23 protein-coding genes are annotated in these 22816 nt (G+C 46.8%); 17 read left to right on the top strand and 6 right to left on the bottom strand.

Annotated features, from left to right (window positions below; genetic code table 11):
• Positions 1-3: 3 nt before the first annotated feature.
• From BEL04_RS15495 to BEL04_RS15480, 4 genes are all read left to right on the top strand, one after another.
• Complete coding sequence (locus BEL04_RS15495) at positions 4-417, top strand: polymer-forming cytoskeletal protein (protein ID WP_066005685.1); 414 nt, start codon at positions 4-6, stop codon at positions 415-417.
• A 48-nt stretch (positions 418-465) separates the two neighbouring features.
• Positions 466-1785, top strand: coding sequence for an adenosylhomocysteinase (gene ahcY, locus BEL04_RS15490; RefSeq protein WP_066005683.1), 1320 nt, complete (start codon positions 466-468; stop codon positions 1783-1785).
• Between the two features lie 174 nt (positions 1786-1959).
• Complete coding sequence (locus BEL04_RS15485) at positions 1960-2604, top strand: START domain-containing protein (protein ID WP_066005682.1); 645 nt, start codon at positions 1960-1962, stop codon at positions 2602-2604.
• Between the two features lie 13 nt (positions 2605-2617).
• Positions 2618-3052: a hypothetical protein gene (locus BEL04_RS15480; RefSeq protein WP_066005681.1), complete on the top strand. Its 435-nt coding sequence runs from the start codon at positions 2618-2620 to the stop codon at positions 3050-3052.
• Here BEL04_RS15480 and BEL04_RS15475 read toward each other — a convergent pair.
• On the bottom strand, positions 3049-4032 hold the full coding sequence (locus BEL04_RS15475; protein ID WP_066005679.1) for a polysaccharide deacetylase: 984 nt from the start codon (positions 4030-4032) through the stop codon (positions 3049-3051). The genes BEL04_RS15480 and BEL04_RS15475 overlap by 4 nt on opposite strands.
• A 100-nt stretch (positions 4033-4132) precedes the next feature.
• On the opposite strand from BEL04_RS15475, the gene BEL04_RS15470 reads away from it, so the two are divergent.
• The 4 genes from BEL04_RS15470 (at position 4133) to BEL04_RS15455 (ending at position 8921) form a co-directional block, all read left to right on the top strand.
• Positions 4133-4852, top strand: a complete 720-nt coding sequence (locus BEL04_RS15470) for a pyridoxine 5'-phosphate synthase (RefSeq protein ID WP_066005677.1) — start codon at positions 4133-4135, stop codon at positions 4850-4852.
• A gap of 144 nt (positions 4853-4996) precedes the next feature.
• A complete protein-coding gene (gene gcvP, locus BEL04_RS15465; RefSeq protein WP_066005670.1) occupies positions 4997-7888 on the top strand; it encodes an aminomethyl-transferring glycine dehydrogenase in 2892 nt (963 codons plus the stop codon).
• Positions 7889-8040: 152 nt separating this feature from the next.
• Positions 8041-8364, top strand: coding sequence for an antibiotic biosynthesis monooxygenase (locus BEL04_RS15460; protein WP_066005669.1), 324 nt, complete (start codon positions 8041-8043; stop codon positions 8362-8364).
• A gap of 140 nt (positions 8365-8504) precedes the next feature.
• Positions 8505-8921, top strand: coding sequence for a response regulator (locus BEL04_RS15455; RefSeq protein WP_066006238.1), 417 nt, complete (start codon positions 8505-8507; stop codon positions 8919-8921).
• Here the strand turns inward: BEL04_RS15455 and BEL04_RS15450 are convergent.
• Positions 8911-9687 (bottom strand): MBL fold metallo-hydrolase, encoded by a 777-nt coding sequence (locus BEL04_RS15450; protein ID WP_066005668.1) that lies wholly within the window; start codon positions 9685-9687, stop codon positions 8911-8913. The genes BEL04_RS15455 and BEL04_RS15450 overlap by 11 nt on opposite strands.
• 89 nt (positions 9688-9776) lie before the next feature.
• On the opposite strand from BEL04_RS15450, the gene recJ reads away from it, so the two are divergent.
• The 5 genes from recJ (at position 9777) to BEL04_RS15425 (ending at position 15418) form a co-directional block, all read left to right on the top strand.
• Positions 9777-11477 (top strand): single-stranded-DNA-specific exonuclease RecJ, encoded by a 1701-nt coding sequence (recJ, locus tag BEL04_RS15445; RefSeq protein WP_066005667.1) that lies wholly within the window; start codon positions 9777-9779, stop codon positions 11475-11477.
• A gap of 135 nt (positions 11478-11612) precedes the next feature.
• Entirely contained in the window at positions 11613-12350 is a 738-nt protein-coding gene (lptB, locus tag BEL04_RS15440) for an LPS export ABC transporter ATP-binding protein (RefSeq protein ID WP_066005665.1), read from the top strand.
• Positions 12351-12365: 15 nt separating this feature from the next.
• Positions 12366-13883 carry a GH3 auxin-responsive promoter family protein gene (locus BEL04_RS15435; RefSeq protein WP_066005663.1) on the top strand — a complete coding sequence of 506 codons (1518 nt, stop codon included), beginning with the start codon at positions 12366-12368 and terminating at the stop codon, positions 13881-13883.
• Positions 13884-14118: 235 nt separating this feature from the next.
• A complete protein-coding gene (locus tag BEL04_RS15430) occupies positions 14119-14883 on the top strand; it encodes an intradiol ring-cleavage dioxygenase (RefSeq protein WP_217493649.1) in 765 nt (254 codons plus the stop codon).
• Positions 14873-15418 (top strand): hypothetical protein, encoded by a 546-nt coding sequence (locus BEL04_RS15425; RefSeq protein ID WP_066005658.1) that lies wholly within the window; start codon positions 14873-14875, stop codon positions 15416-15418. Before BEL04_RS15430 ends, BEL04_RS15425 begins: the two co-directional genes overlap by 11 nt.
• Positions 15419-15506: 88 nt before the next feature.
• On the opposite strand, the gene folP is transcribed toward BEL04_RS15425, so the two are convergent.
• Positions 15507-16376: a dihydropteroate synthase gene (gene folP, locus BEL04_RS15420; RefSeq protein WP_066005656.1), complete on the bottom strand. Its 870-nt coding sequence runs from the start codon at positions 16374-16376 to the stop codon at positions 15507-15509.
• 125 nt (positions 16377-16501) lie between these two features.
• Here folP and BEL04_RS15415 point away from each other — a divergent pair, with 125 nt between their 5' ends.
• From BEL04_RS15415 to BEL04_RS15400, 4 genes are all read left to right on the top strand, one after another.
• Entirely contained in the window at positions 16502-17038 is a 537-nt protein-coding gene (locus tag BEL04_RS15415; RefSeq protein WP_066005651.1) for a DUF1599 domain-containing protein, read from the top strand.
• Positions 17039-17041: 3 nt separating this feature from the next.
• The gene (locus BEL04_RS15410) at positions 17042-18220 is read left to right on the top strand and encodes a BT_3928 family protein (RefSeq protein ID WP_066005649.1); all 1179 of its coding nucleotides are present in this window, start codon (positions 17042-17044) and stop codon (positions 18218-18220) included.
• A complete protein-coding gene (locus tag BEL04_RS15405; protein ID WP_066005646.1) occupies positions 18221-19279 on the top strand; it encodes an ABC transporter permease in 1059 nt (352 codons plus the stop codon).
• 341 nt (positions 19280-19620) lie between these two features.
• Entirely contained in the window at positions 19621-20145 is a 525-nt protein-coding gene (locus BEL04_RS15400; RefSeq protein WP_066005644.1) for a shikimate kinase, read from the top strand.
• On the opposite strand, the gene BEL04_RS15395 is transcribed toward BEL04_RS15400, so the two are convergent.
• From BEL04_RS15395 to rlmD, 3 genes are read right to left on the bottom strand one after another with little or no spacing between them, the layout of a single operon-like run.
• Positions 20146-20655, bottom strand: a complete 510-nt coding sequence (locus BEL04_RS15395) for a phosphoribosyltransferase family protein (protein WP_066005640.1) — start codon at positions 20653-20655, stop codon at positions 20146-20148.
• A gap of 32 nt (positions 20656-20687) precedes the next feature.
• A complete protein-coding gene (locus tag BEL04_RS15390) occupies positions 20688-21083 on the bottom strand; it encodes a hypothetical protein (protein ID WP_066005637.1) in 396 nt (131 codons plus the stop codon).
• 4 nt (positions 21084-21087) lie between these two features.
• Positions 21088-22500, bottom strand: coding sequence for a 23S rRNA (uracil(1939)-C(5))-methyltransferase RlmD (gene rlmD, locus BEL04_RS15385; protein WP_066005635.1), 1413 nt, complete (start codon positions 22498-22500; stop codon positions 21088-21090).
• Positions 22501-22816 lie beyond the last annotated feature (316 nt).

Raw genomic sequence — 22816 nt, 5'->3', positions numbered from 1 at the left:
TGTATGAGTTTATTTAGTAAAAAAAGCAGTGGCTCAGGCAGCCATCATGCTATCTCGACCCTGATATGCGAGGGTTGTGTAATAAAAGGCGATTTGAAAGCTCCTAATTTTGTGCGTATCGACGGGCAGATAACCGGCGATGTTAATATAGATGCAGGTTTAATAGTAGGAGAAAAGGGTATGATTAACGGCAACATCAATACCCGCGAATTGATCATTTACGGTACTGTTATCGGCAACATCAAAGCCGAATCGCTAAAAATTGAAACCACAGGCAAAATAAACGGCGAGATAAAAACCCAAACCCTGCAGGTTGAAATGGGCGCTGTTTATAATGGTAAGCTCTCTACCGCTGCACCGTCGGCTGTGCAGGTTGAAGAAGTTGGGATTAAAGACCTGAAATTAAGCACACTTTAAATTGACAGGGGAAATACTTAACTTTGCCCCTCAAAATAAAGTAAGAATATGTCGACAACAGCAGAAACAGCATTTGTTAAATACAAAGTAAAAGACTTCTCGCTTGCAGAGTGGGGTCGTAAAGAAATTAGTTTGGCCGAAGCAGAAATGCCGGGCTTAATGTCGTTACGCGAAGAGTTTGGCGCTTCGCAGCCTTTAAAAGGCGCGCGTATTGCAGGCTGCCTGCACATGACCATCCAAACCGCGGTTTTAATTGAAACATTGCAGGCATTAGGCGCTGAGGTTACCTGGTCGTCGTGCAATATATTCTCAACCCAGGATCATGCCGCTGCCGCTATCGCTGCTGCCGGTACTTCGGTTTACGCCTGGAAGGGCATGAACGCCGAAGAGTTTGACTGGTGCATCGAGCAAACTTTATTTTTTGGCGAAGACCGCAAACCGTTGAATATGATCCTTGACGATGGCGGCGACTTAACCAACATGGTTCTGGACAAATACCCTGAACTGGTAGCCGGTATCAAAGGTTTATCAGAAGAAACTACTACAGGTGTACACCGCTTATACGAGCGTGTTAAAAATGGCACCTTGCCAATGCCGGCCATCAACATTAACGACTCGGTTACCAAATCAAAATTCGATAACAAATACGGCTGCCGCGAATCGCTCGTTGATGCTATCCGCCGCGCTACCGACGTAATGATGGCTGGTAAAGTAGGTGTTGTTTGCGGTTTTGGTGATGTAGGTAAAGGTTCGGCCGACTCGCTGCGTAATGCCGGCGTTCGTGTGATCGTTACCGAGATCGACCCGATCTGCGCCCTGCAGGCTGCTATGGAAGGTTACGAGGTTAAACGCCTGGATACTGCCATTAAAGAAGCCGACATCGTAGTAACAGCTACCGGTAACTGCAACATCGTTCGCGAAAAGCACTTCCGCGCTTTAAAAGACAAAGCTATCGTATGTAATATCGGCCACTTTGATAACGAGATCGATATGGCCTGGTTAAACAGCGCTTACGGCAATACCAAAGTTGAAATTAAACCACAGGTTGATAAATATACCATCAACGGAAGCGATGTGATCGTATTGGCTGAGGGCCGTTTGGTGAACTTAGGTTGCGCTACCGGTCACCCATCGTTTGTGATGAGTAATTCGTTTACCAACCAAACCCTGGCCCAGCTGGAGTTATGGCAGCACAGCGATAAATACGAAAACAAAGTATACACCCTGCCTAAGCACCTCGACGAAAAAGTTGCCCGTTTACACTTAGCAAAAATTGGCGTCGAACTGGAACAATTAGACCAGGAACAAGCTGATTATATCGGTGTGCCGGTTAACGGTCCGTTCAAATCGGATCTGTACCGTTACTAAGTCAAAAGTCAAAAAATATAAATTCAAAAGGGATGTGGTTGATGCCATGTCCCTTTTTTGTGTGTGATTTAGATTTGACAACTTTTTAAAAGTTGTCAAATCTTGTCGACCCAAAGTCATAACTACAAAATCTTAATTTAACCCAATTACCTTTTACTTTAATTTGTGGCTAATATGTTCAAGCGGATATTGGTTACGGTTTACCTTGCGCTGGCCTTTGCTACCTGCTTTGCCCAGGAGGCCTGGAAACCTGCTGTGGATAAGGAAGGTATCCGGATTTATACCCGGCACATCCCTAACTCCAAACTCAAAGCGATTAAGGTTGAGTGCGAACTGAAGGTGCGCGCATCACAACTGGTAAGGGTGATCATGGATATCGAACACTCGGAGGGCTGGGTATATCACAGTAAAAACGCATATGTGGTCAAACAGGTATCGCCCTCCGAATTGTATTATTACAGCGAGGTAAGCGTACCCTGGCCCGCTCAAAACCGCGATTATATCTCGCATATTATGGTGAGCCAGGACCCTAAAACCAAGGTCATCACTATCGACGCACCTTGTATCGCAGATATGGTCCCGGCGAAGCCTGGTATAGTACGCATCAGTAATTCGGCAGGTAAATGGACGATCGCCCCCTTGAACAACAATACATTAAAGGTAGAATACCAGTTGGCAGTCGATCCTGCCGGAAGCATACCCGCCTGGCTGGTAAACCTGTTTGCTACCGATGGGCCGCTCAAAACCTTCGAACGTTTAAAACTTCACCTGCAAAAGCCCGAATATAAAAATGTGAAGCTGGCATTTATTGAAGATTGAGTATCTTGCCGTAATGAATACGACAAAATATTTAGCTGCGTCCGCACTGTTTATTGCTTTTACATCCTGTAACAAAAGTTCGAACCCGGGCGCAATTGATAAACGTTTTTGCGGGCGCTGGCTGACCGGCAAAACCCGGCCTGTGCTTTATGCTCTGAAGCCAGACGGTAGCTTTACCGACCGCTCCTTAACATTCCGGCCGGTTGGTATAACATTGCCTAAACCCGTATCCTGGAGCGTTGAAGGTAAAATTTTATACCTGCATTACAATTACAGCCGTTATTACTTCAAATTTTTTAAAGTACCCGTACAGTTTACCTTGCGCGATACCATAAAACAAATTACCGATAGCACACTGGTACTTACAACCCCATCTACAAAAAAATACATTTCGCATACCATTAGTTTAATTAAGATGAAAGAGAACGGGAAGTACACTACCGATTAATTACCAAACTCGTCTTCCACGCTTTCACGCAGATCGTACAGCAGCCATTGCTTATTGGTGATCATCCGTTTTTTGGATTGAATGAGTTTGATAAAATCAGCTACCCCAACAGGCTCGTTACCATTGCCGTGGATAAGAACAATACTGCCGTTTTGCGGTTGCTGACCTTTGGCCAGCCAGGCATCGGTGCCGATAGGGATGAGGCCAAAATTAATAATCGCATCAACCAGCTGTGCGTCCGAAACCAAACCCGGGAAGCGGAAAAAGCACGAAGGCAGCAGGCCGTTTTTCAGCATGGCCTTTTCGGTTTCGGTGACTTCGTAGTAAATATCTGTGCCTTTTTCGAGTAAAAAATTTTGAGTGAGAGGTGCCTTGGAGTTTACACGATGATTGAACGAATGGTTGATCCAGGTAATATTAATCTGCCGGTGCGCCTGCATATCTTTCAGCCAGGCCAGGTCGGCCTGGTGGGCGCGCATCCATATCCCGGTAACGGATAAAGCTATGGGCACAGGTTGTTCTACCTTTTTAAACTCATTAAAAATATCGGTAAAGATTCGCCTGTCCAGCGGGCGGTGGCTTGGGCACAGGTCGGCCGTGAGGGTAATGCCCGTCTCCTTAGGCATGCCCGTTTGTATGCCGGCATCCTGTATCATCTTATCCTGGCTTTCGGCTTTGCTTAAGGCTTTGACATAGGCCGTAACTGCAAAATATTTGCGCAATTCGTCGATAGTGAGATGGTTAACCTGGTATAGCGAGGCTTCATCGACTTTGGTTTCCAGTTCGCGCGGGTCGAGCAGGAGAAGGTAGGATTTATTGTGATCCTCAAAGCGGCGCAGCACCAGCCAATCCTGCGTGTTACGTTTGGCCGAACCGAAGTACACCTGATAGTTTTTAATATCCGGATAGGTGGTTTGAGCGGATAGTGTGCTTATCGCGAAAAACAAAAAGAATACAAATAAATAGAACCGTTTAGCCATTTAACACAGTAACATTTGATGGTTGATATTGTTATCAAAACACAACGTTACAACATTTAAACATTACAACATTCAAACAATTAAATTTTACCTTTGCCCTATGGCGCATTTATCCGTAAACATCAATAAAATAGCCACGCTGCGTAATTCGCGCGGTGGTAATAATCCCGATTTGTTAAAGGTAGCTTTAGATTGTGAGCGTTTTGGCGCCGAAGGCATCACCGTGCATCCCCGGCCCGATGAGCGTCATATCCGTTACCAGGATGTGTACGATCTGAAAAAAGCCATCGCAACTGAGTTTAATATTGAAGGCAACCCGGTTGAGGATAGCTTTGTTGAACTGGTGCTGAATAACCGCCCTGCACAGGTAACTTTAGTTCCGGATGCATTGGGGCAGATCACCTCTAACCATGGCTGGGACACCATCGCCAACCAGGATTACCTGAAGACCATCATCCAGGAATTTCAACTGGCGGGCATACGGGTATCGATATTTGTCGACCCGGTAGTTGAAATGGTTGAAGCAGCGGCGGCGACAGGTACCAACCGCATCGAGTTATATACCGAGGCTTATGCCAGCGGTTATCATGCGGATAAGGAAAAAGCTATCGCACCTTATGTTGAAGCAGCCAAAGCAGCGCAAAGGTTAGGGCTTGGTTTGAATGCCGGGCACGACCTCGATCTGCATAACCTCAAATATTTCGCCCAAAACATACCCGGTTTGCTGGAGGTGAGTATCGGCCATGCCCTGATCAGCGATGCACTGTATTACGGTTTGGAAAACACTATCCAGATGTATTTGAGGCAGTTGGCAGTTTAAATATAAATACTATCGAAATTGTAGTGTTCTAATCTATTTATCAGATAGTTAGTTGCAGGTAAAAATAGCGTTAATAACAGCCGTTGGGTTGCTAAGCAGCGGGCATTTGTTTACCTTTGCTCAAAAATTACTCTCTCCCGTTTCATGAAGTTAAATATCGATTACCAGGAAAAATTTCAACACCGTCATATCGCTCCGAATGAAGCCGACACTGCTGAAATGCTGCAAACCATTGGAGTTGAAACTATCGATGAGCTCATCGATCAAACCGTACCTCAAAAAATACGTCTTAAAGCGCCGCTTAATTTGCCGGCCGCCAAAAGCGAGTTTGAATACCTGAATGATCTGAAAGAAACGGCATCGAAGAATAAAGTTTTTAAATCGTACATCGGCCAGGGTTATTATGACATGATACTGCCCGGAGTGATCCAGCGCAATATCTTCGAAAACCCCGGATGGTATACCCAATATACGCCATATCAGGCTGAAATTGCCCAGGGCCGTTTACAGGCTTTGCTCAACTTCCAGACCATGGTGCTCGACCTTACAGGTATGCAGATAGCCAACGCTTCACTGCTTGACGAAGGTACCGCTGCTGCCGAGGCGATGTTTATGCAATACAGCCTGCGTAAAAATGATCAGGCTAAAATTTTCTTTGTTTCTGAAGAAGTTTTCCCGCAAACGATCGACATCTTAAAAACACGCTCACAACCTTACGGCATCGAACTGCTGATAGGCGATCACCGTACCATTGAACTGAACGACAGCATGTTCGGCGCTATTGTACAGTATCCTGCAGGCGATGGCGCCGTTTACGATTACAGCGGCTTTGCAGCCAAAGCACACGAACATGGTATCAAACTGACCGTAGCAGCTGATATCATGAGCCTGGTACTGTTAACGCCTCCGGGTGAGTGGGGCGCCGATATTGTGGTAGGTACTACCCAGCGTTTTGGCGTACCGATGGGTTTTGGCGGGCCGCACGCTGCATTTTTTGCTACAAAAGAAGAATACAAACGCTCGATGCCGGGCCGTATCATCGGTGTAACCATTGATAGCGCGGGTAACTATGCTTTGCGCATGGCCCTGCAAACACGCGAGCAGCACATCCGCAGGGATAAAGCAACCTCAAATATTTGCACCGCGCAGGCATTGCTGGCCATTATGGCCGGTATGTATGCCGCTTACCACGGTCCTAAAGGCTTAAAACTCATCGCCGAAAGGATACATGGCTTAACCGTTTTACTGGCAGATAGCTTAGAGGCTTTAGGCTACAAACAGCTAAACGAAGTTTACTTCGATACCCTGAAATTTGATTTGGGAGCACTGGCAAGCCCGATACATGGCCAGGCCATCAATAACGAGGTAAACCTGCATTATAAAGGTACCGAGGTAACTATTTCTCTTGATGAGACTACTTCGGTTGAGGACGTGAAAACCATCACCCGTTTCTTTGCCAAAGTAAAGGCCAAAAGTATTAACGATATTGATTTTGATGATCTGAAAGCAAGCATCAAAACTGTTATCCCAACCGGGTTACAGCGTAGCTCGGAGTATTTAACACACCCGGTATTTAACTCTTACCATTCGGAGCACGAGATGCTGCGCTATATCAAATCGTTAGAAGCTAAAGATCTTTCGCTTTGTCACTCAATGATCCCGCTGGGGTCGTGCACCATGAAGCTGAACGCCACTACCGAAATGGTACCGGTAACCTGGGCGGCTTTCAGCAAAATGCACCCGTTCGCACCTGTCGATCAGGTAGGCGGTTACATGGAAGTGTTCGACGAACTGAACAGATGGCTGAGCGAGATCACCGGCTTTGCAGCTATGAGCTTACAGCCAAATGCGGGCGCTCAGGGCGAATACGCAGGGTTGATGGTTATCCGCGCTTACCACCAGGATAGGGGCGATCATCACCGGAATATTGCTTTGATACCTTCGTCGGCACACGGTACAAACCCGGCATCGGCGGCCATGGCCGGCATGAAGATCATCGTAGTTAAATGCGACGATAACGGTAATATCGACGTTGCCGATATGCGCGCCAAAGCCGAGCAGTATAAAAACGAATTATCGTGCCTGATGGTGACCTATCCATCGACGCACGGCGTGTTCGAAGAATCGATCATCGAGATATGCCAGATCATTCACGACAATGGCGGCCAGGTTTATATGGATGGCGCCAACATGAACGCGCAGGTAGGGTTGACCAGTCCGGCCAGTATCGGTGCCGATGTTTGCCACCTTAACCTGCATAAAACTTTCTGTATACCGCATGGTGGCGGTGGCCCGGGCATGGGGCCTATCGGCGTGGCCAAACACCTGGTTCCATATCTTCCGGGGCATGCTGTGGTTGATATCGACCAGGGCAAGTCAATCCCGGCGGTGTCATCGGCGCCGTGGGGCTCGGCTTCGATACTGCTGATATCGCATGCCTATATCGCGATGATGGGGCCCGATGGTTTGACCAATGCTACCAAATACGCTATCCTGAATGCTAACTATATCAAAACCCGTTTAGAAAAACATTACCCGGTATTATACACCGGCACTAACGACCGTTGTGCGCACGAGATGATACTGGACTGCCGCGCCTTTAAAAACTTCGGCATCGAAGTTACCGATATTGCCAAACGTTTGATGGACTATGGTTTCCACGCGCCTACTGTATCGTTCCCGGTTGCGGGCACGGTGATGGTCGAGCCGACGGAATCGGAACCAAAGCACGAACTTGATCGTTTCTGCAATGCCATGATCGCCATCCGCCACGAAATTGATGATGTGGAAAAAGGCGTTGCTGACAAAGCAAACAACCCGCTGAAAAATGCACCGCATACTGCCGCTGTAATTACCGCTAACGAATGGGAGCATCCGTATACCCGCCAAAAAGCCGCGTTCCCGCTGCCTTATGTTGCCGCTCATAAATTCTGGCCCTCAGTAGGGAGGGTAAATGATACTTATGGTGATCGTACACTCATCTGTACCTGCCCGCCTCTGGAGAGCTACGAGTTTGAGGAAAGCGTGATAGAGTAAGGATCAGGGATCGGGAACCAGAAAACAAGGCGAATAGCCTGCAACGGTAATAGCAATTGCCCGAAATCATAGTAAAACCCCGCACTGCGGGGTTTTATTTTAATATTTTCGTATAACTATCTTATAGATTGTTTACGATATTTGCTGCGTCTATGAATCAACCTGTCCTTGCCCAAACCCCTAAGCCGCCCTATTACGCGGTTATTTTTTCATCCGTTAAGCACAGCCCTGCTGAAGGTTATGATGCCATGGCCGGCCAGATGTTCGAATTGGCACAACAGCAGGAAGGCTACCTGGGTTTCGAATCGGCCCGTAATGATATAGGTATTACCGTTTCGTACTGGTCATCTTTAGAGGCTATAAAAAAATGGAAAGCCGACAGCCGGCACCTTGTTGCGCAGAAATATGGACGCGAACACTGGTATGTACATTACAAAGTGCGTATTTGCCTGGTTGAGCACGATTATGAATTTTAAATGTAAAACCGATTGTATAATTTTATATATTAGTAATTAATTAGCCAAAGGTTAGCCGCAAAATAAAAAAGATAGGGTTTTGTTTGGAAAAAACCTACCTTCGGCTAAAACAATTATACCGTTTATCCGTAAACATAAACATGACTATAAATACCAAATCTGTAAGTATCCTGCTTGTTGACGATGACGAGATCAATAATTTTATCTCGGTTAAATTAATCAAGAAGACACTTTTAAATACAGATATCAAAACTTGTTTGAACGGCAAATTTGCCATAGACGAACTGGTGGAGATACAAAATAATAACCCGGAAGAGCTGCCGGACTATATTTTGTTGGATATTAATATGCCGATAATGAACGGATGGGAGTTTTTAGATGAGTATAAAAGATTAGGCATCGACCCCGAAGGCAAAAGCAAAATTTACATTATATCATCATCTGTTTTTAACAACGATATCAATAAAGCCAAATCATACCCTTTGGTTAAAGATTTTATATCCAAGCCGTTAAGCGTTGAAAAGATAAGAGAGGTGCTTGATCTCGTTAATAACTAACCGGCTTTACCATAAACGTGTCATCACCATAACTAACCTGCCCAACCGGGTTTGATTTGGCATGGTAGAACAAACAGATCCAATTTTCGGCAGCTGCTTTCTTCCCATATTGTTCGCGTAAATTCATGGCTTTCCGCCCATCGTAATCGTATTTGGCTATAAATTTGCGGATGAGTTGTTCGGGTTCGGGCAGTTCGTCGCCCCCGAAAAATATTTTATAGCCATTGGTTTCCACTAAAAAAACATGATGGTACTGGCAATGCCCGCCCGATAGCTCATAGCTGATGCCCGGTTTATACGTACCGCTGCCTTCAACAAAATCAATCTGCACGCCGCGCTGCAATGCATCAAAGATGTATTTATGATAGGATGATGAACGGCTTGCAAAAGCAGTCTCCCATTCGCCGCGTTGTATCACATGTACCGCACCCGGAAACGACGGCTCCCATCTGCCGTTACGCTCGATAACCAGGCCGCCCGAATGGTCGTAATGCAGGTGCGACATGAGCACCAGGCTTACGTCTTCAGGGTCGAAGCCGGCGTTGCGGATGTTTTGGTGGAGTATGAGTTCGTCCTGGTTATTTTTAAAACCCAGGCCCGAATCAAATAAAATCAGGTCGGTATCCGTTTTAACTAAAAAAGGCTGCACATGGATAAAAAGCGATCCCGGCCTGTCGCGATAGCTGTCGGTAACCGGATCGAAGGGAATGAACTTTTTGGTGGAATCGACGGAGTACGAACCTTCATTAAGCGGAAAAATATGCATTGTATAACAATGGATTGTGAGTAACTAATCAACTAAAGCTATTCAATTAATAACTCAATAACTATATTTACTGTTTATACAGCGAAGATATGCAAAAAAGATGGTCGGTAAAGGCAAAGTTGGACGATGGTGATGTACGCAAACTATCGGCCGATCTCAATATCGATCCTGTTCTGAGCCTGCTTCTGGTACAACGGGGTATCCGTAATTTTGAAGAAGCCCGAACCTTTTTCAGGCCCGACCTCAACCACCTGCACGATCCGTTTTTGATGCGCGATATGGAAAAAGCCATATTACGTATTGAAAAGGCTTTTACCGACGGTGAAAAAGTACTGATATACGGCGATTATGATGTGGATGGTACCACCTCGGTAGCCGTGGTATACAGCTTTTTTAAGAAGTATTATCCTGATCTCGACTATTACATTCCGGACAGGTATAAAGAAGGTTACGGTATTTCAACCCAGGGGATCGATTATGCCGCCGAAAATGGCTTCAGCCTGATCATCGCGCTGGATTGCGGTATCAAATCGGTCGATAAAATAGTATATGCCAAAACTTCAGGTATCGACTTCATCATCTGCGACCACCATACACCGGGTGCCGAAATACCGGATGCGGTAGCCGTGCTCGACCCTAAACGTGCAGATTGTGAGTACCCGTATAAAGAGCTTTCGGGTTGTGGGATAGGCTTTAAGCTGATACAGGCCTATGCGCAAAAAAACGATATCCCGTTTGAGGAACTGTACAGCTATTTTGAGCTGGTGGCTATCAGCATTGCCTGCGATATTGTGCACATTACCGGCGAGAACCGTGTGCTGGCTTATTTCGGATTACAGCAGTTAAATACCAACCCGTGCATCGGCGTAAAAACTTTAATGCAATCGGTAGGTAAAACCGAGAATTATACCATCAGCGATATTGTGTTTTTGATCGGTCCGCGTATCAACGCTGCCGGACGTATCGACGATGCACGCCATGCTGTTGAACTGTTGATCGCCTGCGACGAAAATATAGCCGCTGAAAAGGGGCTCATTATCAACTCCAAAAATGTTGAGCGCAAGGAACACGACCTTAATATTACCGACGAAGCCCTGAGCATGATAGCGGCCGATGCGGTAATGGTTGGGCGTAAATCGACCGTGGTATTTAACGAAAACTGGCATAAGGGTGTTATCGGTATTGTTGCATCGCGGCTTACCGAAAAATATTACAGGCCAACCATTGTGCTTACCCGCTCAAACGGGCACGTGGCCGGTTCGGCACGCTCGGTGGTAGGGTTTGACCTGTACGAAGCTTTGTGCGATTGCAGCGACCTGCTCATTCAGTTCGGCGGGCACAAGTATGCCGCCGGGTTAACCATGGCTCCCGAAAACGTGGAAGCATTCAGCCAGCGGTTTGAGCAGGTGGTTAATGCCACTATTACAGATGAGATGCTGATCCAGCAGATCAACATTGATGCCGAACTGAGTTTAAAGCAGATAGACGCCAAGTTTTTCAGGATACTGGGCCGGTTCGGTCCGTTTGGGCCTGAGAACATGTCGCCGGTTTTCATTACCAGAAATGTGTATGTTAGCGGTAATGCCAGCCTGGTGGGCGCTAATCATATCAAAATGACCGTTATACAGGAAGGCTCGCCCGCGTTTGATTGTATCGCGTTCAATTTAGGAGAATACCTGCCGAAACTGGCCAAAGGTATACCTTTTGATATTTGTTATACTATTGAGGAAAATGTGTGGCGCGAGAAGCGAAGCATACAATTGAATATAAAAGGGGTAAAGACTTATTAGAACCCAGCCCCTCCCAACCCTCCCCGGAAGGGAGGGCTTTAAAGAGCCATCAGGTTTTAAAAGTCTCCCCTTCCGGGGGAGATTTAGCGGGGGCTTTTTTTTATTACTTTTGTTTGAAATTATAATATCGCTACCATGATCCTACGCGCCGAACATTTAGTAAAAAAATATAAACAGCGTACTGTTGTGAACGATGTATCGTTCAGCGTTGAGCAGGGCGAAATTGTGGGATTGCTTGGCCCTAACGGTGCGGGTAAAACCACATCGTTTTATATGATCGTCGGGCTGATCAAACCTAACGAGGGCACTATATACCTGGAAGATGTGGATATTACCGGCGACGCCATGTACCGCCGCGCACAAAAGGGGATAGGCTACCTGGCGCAGGAGGCTTCGGTATTCAGGAAGTTATCTGTTGAAGACAATATCAAGGCTGTACTCGAAATGGGCAAGCTGACCGACGCACAGCAGAAAGATAAGCTGGAAGAACTGATAGACGAATTTAGCCTGCATAAAGTGCGGAAAAACCGGGGCGACCTGCTTTCGGGCGGTGAGCGGCGCCGTACCGAGATTGCCCGTGCCCTGGCTGCCGACCCTAAATTTATTTTGCTGGATGAACCTTTTGCGGGTGTAGACCCGATTGCGGTAGAGGAGATACAATCGATGGTGGCCAAGCTGCGCCATCGTAACATCGGCATCCTGATAACCGACCACAACGTGCAGGAAACCCTATCCATAACCGACCGTGCCTACCTGCTTTTTGAAGGCAAGATACTGGAAAGCGGCGTACCCGAAGTGCTGGCCGCTAACGAAATGGTGCGCAAGGTTTACCTGGGCGCCAACTTTGTTTTGAAAAGAAAAACCTTTGCATAACCGGCCCCTGCCCTTATGACGATCATCAACTCCGTTTTTACCTGGTTTATGAAGAAGCGTATCCACCAGATAGAGCTTTTTCAGAAATATCCCAACGAGGTGCAGGACGAATGGTTTGAGCAACTCATTGCCGGCGCCGAAAATACCGAATGGGGCAAAGAGCATCATTACCGGAGCATCAGCAACCTGAGGCAGTTTAAAGAGCGCGTACCCATACAAACTTACGATACGTTGCGGCCTTATATCGAGCGGATGCTGAAAGGCGAGCAGAATGTGCTTTGGGCATCCGAAATTAAATGGTTCGCCAAATCTTCGGGCACGACCAATAACCGCAGCAAATTTATCCCGGTGAGCGAAGAATCGCTTGCCGAATGCCATTTTAAAGGCGGTAAGGATATGCTGACCCTGTACTGCAACAACCGCCCCGATACCAAAATATTTACCGGAAAAGCACTGACCTTAGGCGGCAGCCACCAGCCCAGCGGCTTTGCGCCCGATACCTTTTTTGGCGACCTGAGCGCCGTGATCATGAAAAACCTGCCCATGTGGGCCGAATTTTTGCGCACGCCCAACATCGAGATAGCATTGATAGAAGACTACGACGAGAAGATCGAAAAAATGATCAGCGCTACGCTTGATGTGAACGTTACCTGTTTAAGCGGCGTCCCTACCTGGAATATCCTGCTCATTAAACGCGTGCTCGAAATAACCGGTAAAAAACACCTCATAGATGTTTGGCCCAACCTGGAGCTTTACTTTCATGGTGCGGTAAGCTTTACGCCGTACCGCGAGCAGTTTAATAAGCTCATCGGCAAGGATGACATGTATTACCTCGAAACCTATAACGCTTCCGAAGGTTTTTTTGGTTTGCAGGATGAAGACGATAGCGGTGAAATGCTGCTGATGCTTGACTACGGTATTTTTTACGAGTTTTTACCGCTTGAAAATATTCACGACGAGCATCCCAAAACGCTTACGCTTGATGAGGTAGAGTTGTTTAAAAACTACGCGCTCATTATCAGTACCAACGCGGGCCTGTGGCGGTATATGATAGGCGATACCATCCGCTTTACCTGCCTGGCGCCGTACCGTATACAGGTAACCGGCCGCACCAAACATTTTATCAATGCCTTTGGCGAAGAGGTGATCATCGATAATGCCGAGCGCGCGCTGAACGAAGCCTGCAGGCAAACCGGCGCCATCATCCGCGATTATACCGCCGCTCCTATTTATTTTTCGGAAGGTGAGGCAGGCGGGCACGAGTGGATCATCGAGTTCGAGAAAAAGCCTGCCGAGTTTGAACGCTTCGTCGACCTGCTCGACGAAACCCTGCGCAAGATCAACTCCGATTACGACGCCAAGCGCTTTAAAGATATGGCCCTGCACCGCCCCAAGGTGCATTCGGCGCCACACAATACCTTTTTTAACTGGATGAAACAGCGCGGCAAATTAGGTGGGCAAAACAAAGTGCCGCGTTTAGCAAATGACCGGGAGTATGTGGATTCGGTTTTAAAGCTGATGAAAGACGTGTAATCTTCCGAATTTTTCTCGCTAAGGCGCTAAGTTTTTCTAAGGCATCCTCTTAGCGACTTATGCGCCTTTGCGTGAAATAATCAGTCCCAAAACGTTAATTTTTGTTAAAAAGTAACAGCTATATTACCTTTCATTTCCTTTTCATTTTCGGGCGATAGTTTAGCATCATGATGGTTGGATAAAGGCTCAAAAATTGTCCGGCCGTCAGCCCCTAATTAACTTAAACTATTTCAGCATGGAAAGAAAATCATTTTTACGCAACGGCCTTACCGCCCTGGGTTTGGCTGCCATCGCGCCACTCGCAAGCTCCTGCAAAAAATCGACTTATGACGACAGCAGTATCGCTTCGCCGGCAAGCAGCAGTTCATCGGCTAGTTCATCATCGTCGGGCTCGTGTTCGGTTAGTCCGACAGAGACCGCTGGGCCGTACCCCACCAAATCGCCGTCATCCTACGTACGATCGAATATTACCGACGGGCAGGCCGGTGTGCCGCTCACCATCAAGATCAGCATCTTAAATACCAACGACAATTGCGCTGTGCTGGCTAATGCGATGGTTGATATCTGGCACTGCACTGCTGTAGGCTATTACTCTGAATATGTTGATGGCCCCGGCGGCAGTTATTCGACGGTCGACCTGACAGGGTTGCATTACCTGCGCGGGCGCCAGACTACCGATGCTAACGGGCTGGTAACTTTTACGAGTATTTTCCCCGGCTGGTATTCGGGCCGTGCGCCGCATATCCATGCACATATCTATAATGCTTCGGGCACATCGTTGCTGATAACGCAAATTGCTTTTCCTACCGATATTTGCAATACGGTTTATACCACTGCCAGCGATTATAAGGCGCATGGTACACAGGATACGGCCAACACAGCAGACACTGTTTTTTCAGATTCGTTAAGCAACGAACTGGCAACCGTTACCGGGAGCGTATCGGGCCGGTTATGTGCTGACGCATACCATTTATGTAGCTGCGTAAACCATGGCGAATAAAGGCAAGATCAGGCTGGTGTACCGCAAGATTATCGACGCGGCTGCGGAGAACATTTGGGAAAAGTATGTGTTTGATGCAACCTATGCCGAGTTTTTAATGCAATCGCAGCTGTATAATGCAGAAACGCAGTATCACACCTTCAGCGAGTTACGGAACAATGTGCCCAAAGCCGAAAAGCTGCATTTTTTGGTAAGCGCATCGGTTACGCCTTACCTGCAACAACTGAACGGCAAAATGCCTGATGTATTGAATAACCTGGGGAAGCTGTTTGTGCCTTTCGGCAGCTATAAATTCGAGATTGTGGAATCGGACATACGGGATAAAAGCAAACACCGTATAGCCATTGAGCTGTTCAGCAAGCCGATGACCTGGATAGATACGATCGGGAACCAGTTGCTGGTAAGTGTGCAGCAACCTGATGGGGATAATGCCGAAACATTGACGGAACTTTTTGCGATGCAGCCTTACCTGAGTATTCATTCAATAAAATTGCAGCATCAAGGCGTGAATACGGACAATGTTTTAGCCGGGTGAAATTGTATAACTGCTAATAAATGAGTATATTTAAAGTTTAGGAGCAACACTCAAACACGGATAGATGTAAGAACGGTGCAAATTTTTCTTACAATTTCCCCCCTGCCTGTTGGCAGGCCTGCCATATTTTCACTGCTTCAACGGCTTCTTTCACATCGTGCACGCGTAAAATATTAGCCCCTTTGCTTAACGCGATGGTATTGAATACCGTAGTACCGTTTAGCGCATCGGCTGCGGTGCCACCGGTTAGGTTGAACACCATGCGTTTGCGCGATACGCCGACCAATACGGGCAGTTCCAGGCGCTCAAATTCCTGCAAACGGCGCATCAGTTCGTAGCTCTGCTCATGTGTTTTGGCAAAGCCGAAGCCCGGGTCGATGATGACATCGTGTACACCCAGTTTACGCAGGCGGTAAATGCGTTCGGCAAAATAATCAAATACCTCGCCGAATACGTCGGTATAATCAGTCTGGCGGATCATGTTTTGTGGCGTTCCCCGCATGTGCATCAAAATGTAGGGCACCTGCAGTTTGGCTACGGTGGCAAACATATCTTCATCCAGCCCGCCGCCCGAAATATCGTTAATGATACGCGCACCGGCTTTTATCGCCGCAAAGGCAACCGTGGCACGAAAAGTATCGACAGATAAAATGGCTTCGGGATAAGCTTGAGTAATAGCTTCGACAATGGGCAGTAGCCGGTCGATCTCTTCCTGCACGGAGATGTCGGCAGCGCCGGGCCGGGACGAGTAAGCGCCGATATCCAGAAAATCAGCGCCGTCGGTAAGCATTTTTTCGGCTTGTGCCAACGCATCTTCAACGGTTTGCTTACGGCTGCCGGCATAGAACGAATCGGGCGTGATATTGATGATGCCCATAACTTTTGGTTGGGTCAAACCGATCAATTTACCGTGTACATTGAGGGTGGTGTTTTTGCGAAAAAACGTATCTTTAGCCATTCGGAAGACAGTTGAAATGTTTGAACGTTGAAAGGTTTAAATGTTAATTTGCACAGAATCTGCCTGAAGCAGATCAAAACTTTTCAACATTACAACATTACAACATTACAACAACAAAAGGAAACTTGGCAAATACAGCACACGAATACGATACCGTTATTAATACCTGCCGCGAGCTTTTTTTAAAAAAGACCCGCGATTACGGAACAGCCTGGCGCATACTAAGACCGGCATCCATCACCGACCAGATTTTTATTAAAGCACAGCGCATCCGCACGCTCGAAGAAAAAAAAGTATCGAAAGTAGGCGATGATATTAAAGGCGAATATATCGGCATTGTTAATTATTGCGTTATAGCGATGATGCAACTGGAACTGACAGCCGACGACCCGATGGAAATGCCTTTCGACCGGGTGAGCCAGCTGTTTGAGGAAAAAGTAAAAGAGACCAGGGAACTGATGTTCGCCAAAAATCATGATTACGGCGAGGCATGGCGCGATATGCGCATCAGCTCGTTAACTGATCTGATACTGATGAAGATCTTCCGCGTAAAGCAGATTGAAGATAACCAGGGCGCTACGCTGGCATCCGAAGGGGTGAAGGCCAATTACCAGGATATGCTGAACTATTCGGTTTTTGCACTAATTAAATTGACGAATTAAGCCATGGCAGACAGAAAGATTTCGGTTTCGGTTACCTGGATACTCTGGCTGTGCCGTATCCTTGTTGGCTTGCTCTTTATCTTTTCGGGCCTGATCAAGGCTAACGACCCGCTGGGCTTTTCGTACAAGCTGGAGGAGTACTTCGAGGTATTCCATCTTACATTTTTAGGCCCGCTGACGGTAAGTATGGCCATATTTTTATGCGCACTGGAAATGTTCTTCGGCTTTGCCCTGCTCATCGGCACGCAAGGCAAAAGGATAGCCTGGGGCTTGCTGCTGCTGATCATCTTTTTTAGCTTTTTAACGTTTTACTCGGCCTTTTTTAAAGTGGTGCAAACCTGCGGCTGCTTTGGCGATGCCATTGTGTTAACGCCTTGGCAATCTTTCAGTAAAGACCTGATCCTGTTGTTGTTTATCATCTTTATTTTTATTAAACGGGCATATATCACGCCGGTATTTAAGGATAGGAAAATTGAAAAGAGAGTAACCTGGGTGGCTATCATCCTGTCGTTCGGGGTTGGTTTTTATACCTATAACTTTTTGCCTGTGATGGACTTTTTGCCATACAAGGTAGGCGCTAATATTTTGGATGAGATGAAAACGCCGCCGGGAGCTATGCCCGATGAGTTTCAGATCACCTATCATTTAAAGAACAAGAAAACTGCCGCTGTACAGGATATGACCGACAAGGAATACATCAAAAGCGGTATCTGGAAAGACAGCAGCTGGACGATTGTAGGCAACCCTGAAAGTAAACTGGTTAAAAAAGGCTTCGCCCCGAAAATCCAGGACCTGCGGATAAACGATGCCCAGGGGAACGAGTATACCAAGGAACTGTTAAGTAATCCGTTTTATAATGTGATCATCGTAGCGTACGACCTGAGCCATACCAGCATCCCGGCCATGGAGCGTTTAAATGCCTTAGCTATTACCCTGACCGATAATTACAACATCCGCACGGTGATCTTAACGTCGGACGCGCCGCGCAATGCCGAAGCTTTTGCCAAACAGCATAAACTGGTGAGCGAAATATTTTATGCCGATGGCGTTCCGCTGAAAAGCATGGTACGCTCGAACCCCGGCATTTTGCTGATGAAGAACGGCAGCATCGTCAACAAATGGCATTACCATACTATGCCATCATTCGATAAACTGGTTAAAAACTATTTGCAGCATCCGTAAATGATTAGCTACACACTACGCAAAATAGGGTACGGACTGGTGGTGATGCTGGGCGTGGTGGTTGTGGTGTTTTTTCTGTTCAATATTTTACCTGTCGACCCCGCCCGGATGACGCAGGGGCAGCGTGCCGATGTACAGTCGCTGCAGGCGGTACGTAAGGAGTTTGGCCTGGATAAATCTATCCCGGTGCAGTTTGCTTATTATTTGAACGACCTTTCGCCGGTCGGCGCGCATTTGAATACGCCGGAAGAGCAGGCCAAATACCATTATGCCAGGTTATTCCCGGTTTCGACAACTCATGTACTGGCCCTGAAATGGCCGTACCTGCGCCGCTCGTATCAAACGCGTAAAGAGGTTGCCGCTACTTTAATGGATGTGATACCGAATACGCTGGTGTTGGCTACTACAGCTATGATATTTGCTACCCTGATCGGGATATTTTTAGGAATAGTGTGCGCCGTGCGCAAGGATACCTGGCTGGATAAATTCTGGGTGAGCTTTTCGGTGATCGGGGTATCGGCACCAGCTTTTTTTGCGGGGATACTGATAGCCTGGGTGTTTGGTTTTGTGTTGAGCAGGTACACGGGGTTAAACATGTCGGGCAGTTTGTTTACCTACGACCCGTTTAAAGGTGAGGTGCTTACGCTTAAGAACCTGATGCTGCCAATGGTGACTTTGGGTTTGCGACCGCTGGCCATTATTGTACAGCTTACCCGCAGCGCCATGCTGGATGTTTTAGGGCAGGATTATATCCGCACCGCCAGGGCAAAAGGCTTAGGGCAGCGGACGATCATCTACCGCCATGCTTTAAAAAATGCCTTAAATCCGGTAATAACGGCTATTGCTTCCTGGTTTGCTTCGTTACTGGCAGGCTCGTTTTTTGTGGAATACATCTTTGGTTATAATGGCCTGGGTAAGGCTACGGTAGATGCTTTGGAGAAAGCCGATTTCCCGGTGGTGATGGGCTCGATCCTTTTCATCGCTTTTATCTTCGTGGTGATCAGCATCCTGGTTGATCTGCTGTACGCAGCTGTCGACCCGAGGGTAAAACTTTCTTGATTTCGGATTTCGGATGTTCAATTTCGGATTTTAGCTTGAAGCGGCAAGCTTGAAGGTTTTTTGCTTCTGGCTATAAGCTTCGTGCTTCCGGCTCTCTAATGCGTGATGGATAGAAGCGGATACCGGCCTTGTGGCTAATGCCTGAAGGCGTATGAGCGGATAGCCCGGCCCGATGGGGACACGCCCAAATACTTGTAAATTGAGAGTAGCCCTTACAGGGCAAAAATACTCCCACAATATTTTCTATAAACAGGTAACTCCTACAGAGCATAATAAAACATCATACCAACCTATTATTTGAAATAATTTAAATATTGATAAATCCCCATTATTTTTGCCGCATGTCAACCAATTCTAATCCAAACCATATTTATTTAATCGGCTTTATGGGCTGCGGTAAAACTACCTGGAGCAAAAAACTGGCGGCCAGGCTGGAGTATGAGTTTATTGACCTGGATACGGTTTTGGTTGAAAGGGTTGGCAAAAGCATAGCTGAATATTTTGCCGAACACGGCGAAGAGGAATTTCGTAGGCTTGAATCGGAAGTGCTGAAACAGTATCCTTATCCCGAAAAGGCCGTGATATCAACCGGCGGCGGTTTGCCTTGCTTTTTCGATCATATGGACTGGATGAATACGCACGGCCAAACACTGTACATTAAACTATCACCAAAAACGCTGGCCGACAGGCTGGAGAACGCACGAGTGGTGCGCCCGGTACTGCAAGGCAAAAAAGGTGATGAACTCGTTGCTTTTATTGACGGTAAACTGGCCGAACGTGAAGGTTTTTACAACCAGGCAACGCATATTTTAGATGGGCTGACGCTGAATGTGGATGATATGGCTGCACTCGTCGCAACCAGCTGATCAGCGCAGGTAAACGGCGTCTTCCTGCCCGGCTTCGTTTAAAACAACATCGATATGCTCTTTTAAAACGGTTGATAAGGCTACGCCCGCGTAATCGGTAGCTACGGGGAAACTTTTGTGGTTACGATCGACCAATACTACGGTGCTCATTTTTTTAAGCGGCACATCTAAAAAAACGCCTAAGCCATAAGCCAGGGTTTTGCCGCTGCTCAATACATCGTCGACCAGGATAATTACCTTATTGGCGCATTCGGCAACATTTACATCCATTTTGGCTTTGAGCGATGAACTTGTTTTATCGAGTTCGATCGTGATGAGTTTGCTGGTGAAGGGGGCGATATCATCCAAAACCTTTTTCAGCCTTTCGGCCACAAAGTTGCCCCGGGGTAAAATGCCGGCAATAATGATATCCTTTTCGTCCAGGTTGTCTTCCAATACCTGGTAAGCAATACGGTCTATCTTCTGCTGTATTTGCTGTGCGTTAAGTACCAATATTTTTTTGTCGGGCATGAGCAATAGCTTTGTGTTGACTAAGGTAAAAATTAATTTTTGGCGTATGGGAAAAATATAAAATTAGCTCCTTCGGGCACTACGGCAAATATGCACATAAAGTCTTCGGGTTTTTTATAGGTCTTGATAAAGCGCTCCTGCAGTTGTTTTTTGATCACGCCGGCTTCAACAAATTCCTCTAAAGTGGAGGCGTTGATGGTCCAGTTGGTGTTGAGTTCGATACGGTCGAGTATCACTTCGCCAAGCTTTACCTCGTGCTGGTGAGCTATGAAGATAGGATAGAGCGAAATGCCTTCAACCATGATCTCGATAGCTACCTCGCGTATAGATTCGCTATAGATTTTCAGATCGGCCTCGAGGCTTTTCAAAGGGCTTTCTTTTTTGGCCTGGCCTTCGGTATTGTCGTTTAACAGTTCTTCGGGGTCCATTGTGTTAAGCAATTCGTAATTGTAAAAGCAGCACATTTTCAACATGCTGTGTTTGCGGGAACATATCTACCGGCTGTATTTTAACCACGTCGTATTTTTCTTTCAGTACCAGCAGGTCGCGGGCCTGTGTGGCGGCATTACAGCTTACGTACACGATCTTCTTCGCTTCGATCTCCATCAGACGGGCAACCACATCGGCATGCATGCCTGCGCGTGGCGGGTCGGTGATGATCACATCGGGTTTGCCGTGTTCTGTTACAAAATCGGCGTTAAGCACATCCTTCATATCACCTGCAAAAAATTTGGTATTGGTGATGTTGTTGATGAACGAATTTACTTTGGCATCCTCGATAGCCTGCGGCACATACTCTATACCCACCACTTGTTTTACATGGGCAGCTATAAAGTTAGCAATGGTACCTGCGCCGGTGTACAGATCGTAAACCAGTTCGTCGCCTTTAAAACCTGCAAAGTCGCGGGCAATTTCGTACAGGTGCAGGGCTTGCTCCGAGTTGGTTTGGTAGAACGATTTTGGCCCGATACGGAACTTGATACCCTCCATTTCTTCGAGGATATGATCTTCTCCACGGTAAGTAATTACCTCCTGATCGAATATGGTATCGTTCTTTTTCTGGTTAACGATGTACAACAGCGAAGTGATGTGCGGAAAGCTATCTGCAACAAACTGCATCATGCCTTCAATTTGCTCTCCATCCGCGTAAGCGAAAACCACGATCACCATCAGCTGGCCGGTTGACGAGCTGCGGATGATGAGGTTACGCAAAGCGCCGGTATGCTCGCGTACATCGTAAAAGCTCATGCCGTATTTAAGCGCATATTCGCGTACGCCGTTGCGGATCTGGTTCGACGGATCGGCCTGCAGGTAGCAGTGCTCAATGTTCAGTATCTTATCAAAACGGCCCGGGATGTGGTAACCCAGGGCATTCATATCGGTATCGTCGGTGCGGATCTCGCCATCGTTGAGCCAGCGTTTATTGCTGAAGGTATACTCGAGCTTGTTGCGGTAATAGCTGGTGAATTTTGAGGGCAGGATGGGGATCATGCCGGTCAGCTCGACCTTGGCCAGGCGCTGTAAAGCATCGGTAACCGATTTTTGTTTGTAGGTGAGCTGAGCGTCGTACAGCATGTGCTGCCATTTGCAGCCGCCGCAAACCCCAAAATGCTGGCAAAAGGCTTCGGTGCGGTATCCGGATGGTTTTACCAGGTTAAGGATCTTAGCCTCGGCGAAGTTCTTTTTTTTACGATAGATCTCTACATCCACCACATCGCCAGGGATAGCTTTTTCCACAAATATTACCAGGTCGTCGGTTTTACCAACGCCTTTGCCTTCTTCGGCAATGTCGATTATGGTAACGTTTTCTATTACTTTTTTTTCTTTTACAGCGTAGGTCCTCATTCGGCTGCAAAGTTAACCTGAAATATCGGATTTGCTAAAATACAGGCACAAAATAGCTCAGCACCCTTTAAAAGCGTGGAAGCAGGGATCAGCTTGAGGCCTGGTTTAGATGAACAAACAAATAATAAATTCCCAAAATCCTTCCGGTTCGTTTGCGTCAGCTAATTCAAAGCGCTCATCGATCATGTTTGAAAAATCTTTCAATTCGCGACTCATGGCATTTGAATTTAATATTATGCAAGCATAGTAAAAATTATACTAAAAACCAAATTTGATTTTGGTATAATTATGTTAAATTTATGTTAATTGTGAATGA

Origin of the sequence: Mucilaginibacter sp. PPCGB 2223 (assembly GCF_001705515.1) — a bacterium.
Taxonomy (GTDB): domain Bacteria; phylum Bacteroidota; class Bacteroidia; order Sphingobacteriales; family Sphingobacteriaceae; genus Mucilaginibacter.
This window is presented reverse-complemented; position numbering and strand designations above follow the sequence as displayed.

Bases quoted from the DNA above. Each gene is read 5' to 3' on its own strand.
- BEL04_RS15495 (WP_066005685.1), top strand. From the start codon at position 4: ATGAGTTTATTTAGTAAAAAAAGCAGTGGCTCAGGCAGCCATCATGCT.
- ahcY (WP_066005683.1), top strand. From the start codon at position 466: ATGTCGACAACAGCAGAAACAGCATTTGTTAAATACAAAGTAAAAGAC.
- BEL04_RS15485 (WP_066005682.1), top strand. From the start codon at position 1,960: ATGTTCAAGCGGATATTGGTTACGGTTTACCTTGCGCTGGCCTTTGCT.
- BEL04_RS15480 (WP_066005681.1), top strand. From the start codon at position 2,618: ATGAATACGACAAAATATTTAGCTGCGTCCGCACTGTTTATTGCTTTT.
- BEL04_RS15475 (WP_066005679.1), bottom strand. From the start codon at position 4,032: ATGGCTAAACGGTTCTATTTATTTGTATTCTTTTTGTTTTTCGCGATA.
- BEL04_RS15470 (WP_066005677.1), top strand. From the start codon at position 4,133: ATGGCGCATTTATCCGTAAACATCAATAAAATAGCCACGCTGCGTAAT.
- gcvP (WP_066005670.1), top strand. From the start codon at position 4,997: ATGAAGTTAAATATCGATTACCAGGAAAAATTTCAACACCGTCATATC.
- BEL04_RS15460 (WP_066005669.1), top strand. From the start codon at position 8,041: ATGAATCAACCTGTCCTTGCCCAAACCCCTAAGCCGCCCTATTACGCG.
- BEL04_RS15455 (WP_066006238.1), top strand. From the start codon at position 8,505: ATGACTATAAATACCAAATCTGTAAGTATCCTGCTTGTTGACGATGAC.
- BEL04_RS15450 (WP_066005668.1), bottom strand. From the start codon at position 9,687: ATGCATATTTTTCCGCTTAATGAAGGTTCGTACTCCGTCGATTCCACC.
- recJ (WP_066005667.1), top strand. From the start codon at position 9,777: ATGCAAAAAAGATGGTCGGTAAAGGCAAAGTTGGACGATGGTGATGTA.
- lptB (WP_066005665.1), top strand. From the start codon at position 11,613: ATGATCCTACGCGCCGAACATTTAGTAAAAAAATATAAACAGCGTACT.
- BEL04_RS15435 (WP_066005663.1), top strand. From the start codon at position 12,366: ATGACGATCATCAACTCCGTTTTTACCTGGTTTATGAAGAAGCGTATC.
- BEL04_RS15430 (WP_217493649.1), top strand. From the start codon at position 14,119: ATGGAAAGAAAATCATTTTTACGCAACGGCCTTACCGCCCTGGGTTTG.
- BEL04_RS15425 (WP_066005658.1), top strand. From the start codon at position 14,873: ATGGCGAATAAAGGCAAGATCAGGCTGGTGTACCGCAAGATTATCGAC.
- folP (WP_066005656.1), bottom strand. From the start codon at position 16,376: ATGGCTAAAGATACGTTTTTTCGCAAAAACACCACCCTCAATGTACAC.
- BEL04_RS15410 (WP_066005649.1), top strand. From the start codon at position 17,042: ATGGCAGACAGAAAGATTTCGGTTTCGGTTACCTGGATACTCTGGCTG.
- BEL04_RS15405 (WP_066005646.1), top strand. From the start codon at position 18,221: ATGATTAGCTACACACTACGCAAAATAGGGTACGGACTGGTGGTGATG.
- BEL04_RS15400 (WP_066005644.1), top strand. From the start codon at position 19,621: ATGTCAACCAATTCTAATCCAAACCATATTTATTTAATCGGCTTTATG.
- BEL04_RS15395 (WP_066005640.1), bottom strand. From the start codon at position 20,655: ATGCCCGACAAAAAAATATTGGTACTTAACGCACAGCAAATACAGCAG.
- BEL04_RS15390 (WP_066005637.1), bottom strand. From the start codon at position 21,083: ATGGACCCCGAAGAACTGTTAAACGACAATACCGAAGGCCAGGCCAAA.
- rlmD (WP_066005635.1), bottom strand. From the start codon at position 22,500: ATGAGGACCTACGCTGTAAAAGAAAAAAAAGTAATAGAAAACGTTACC.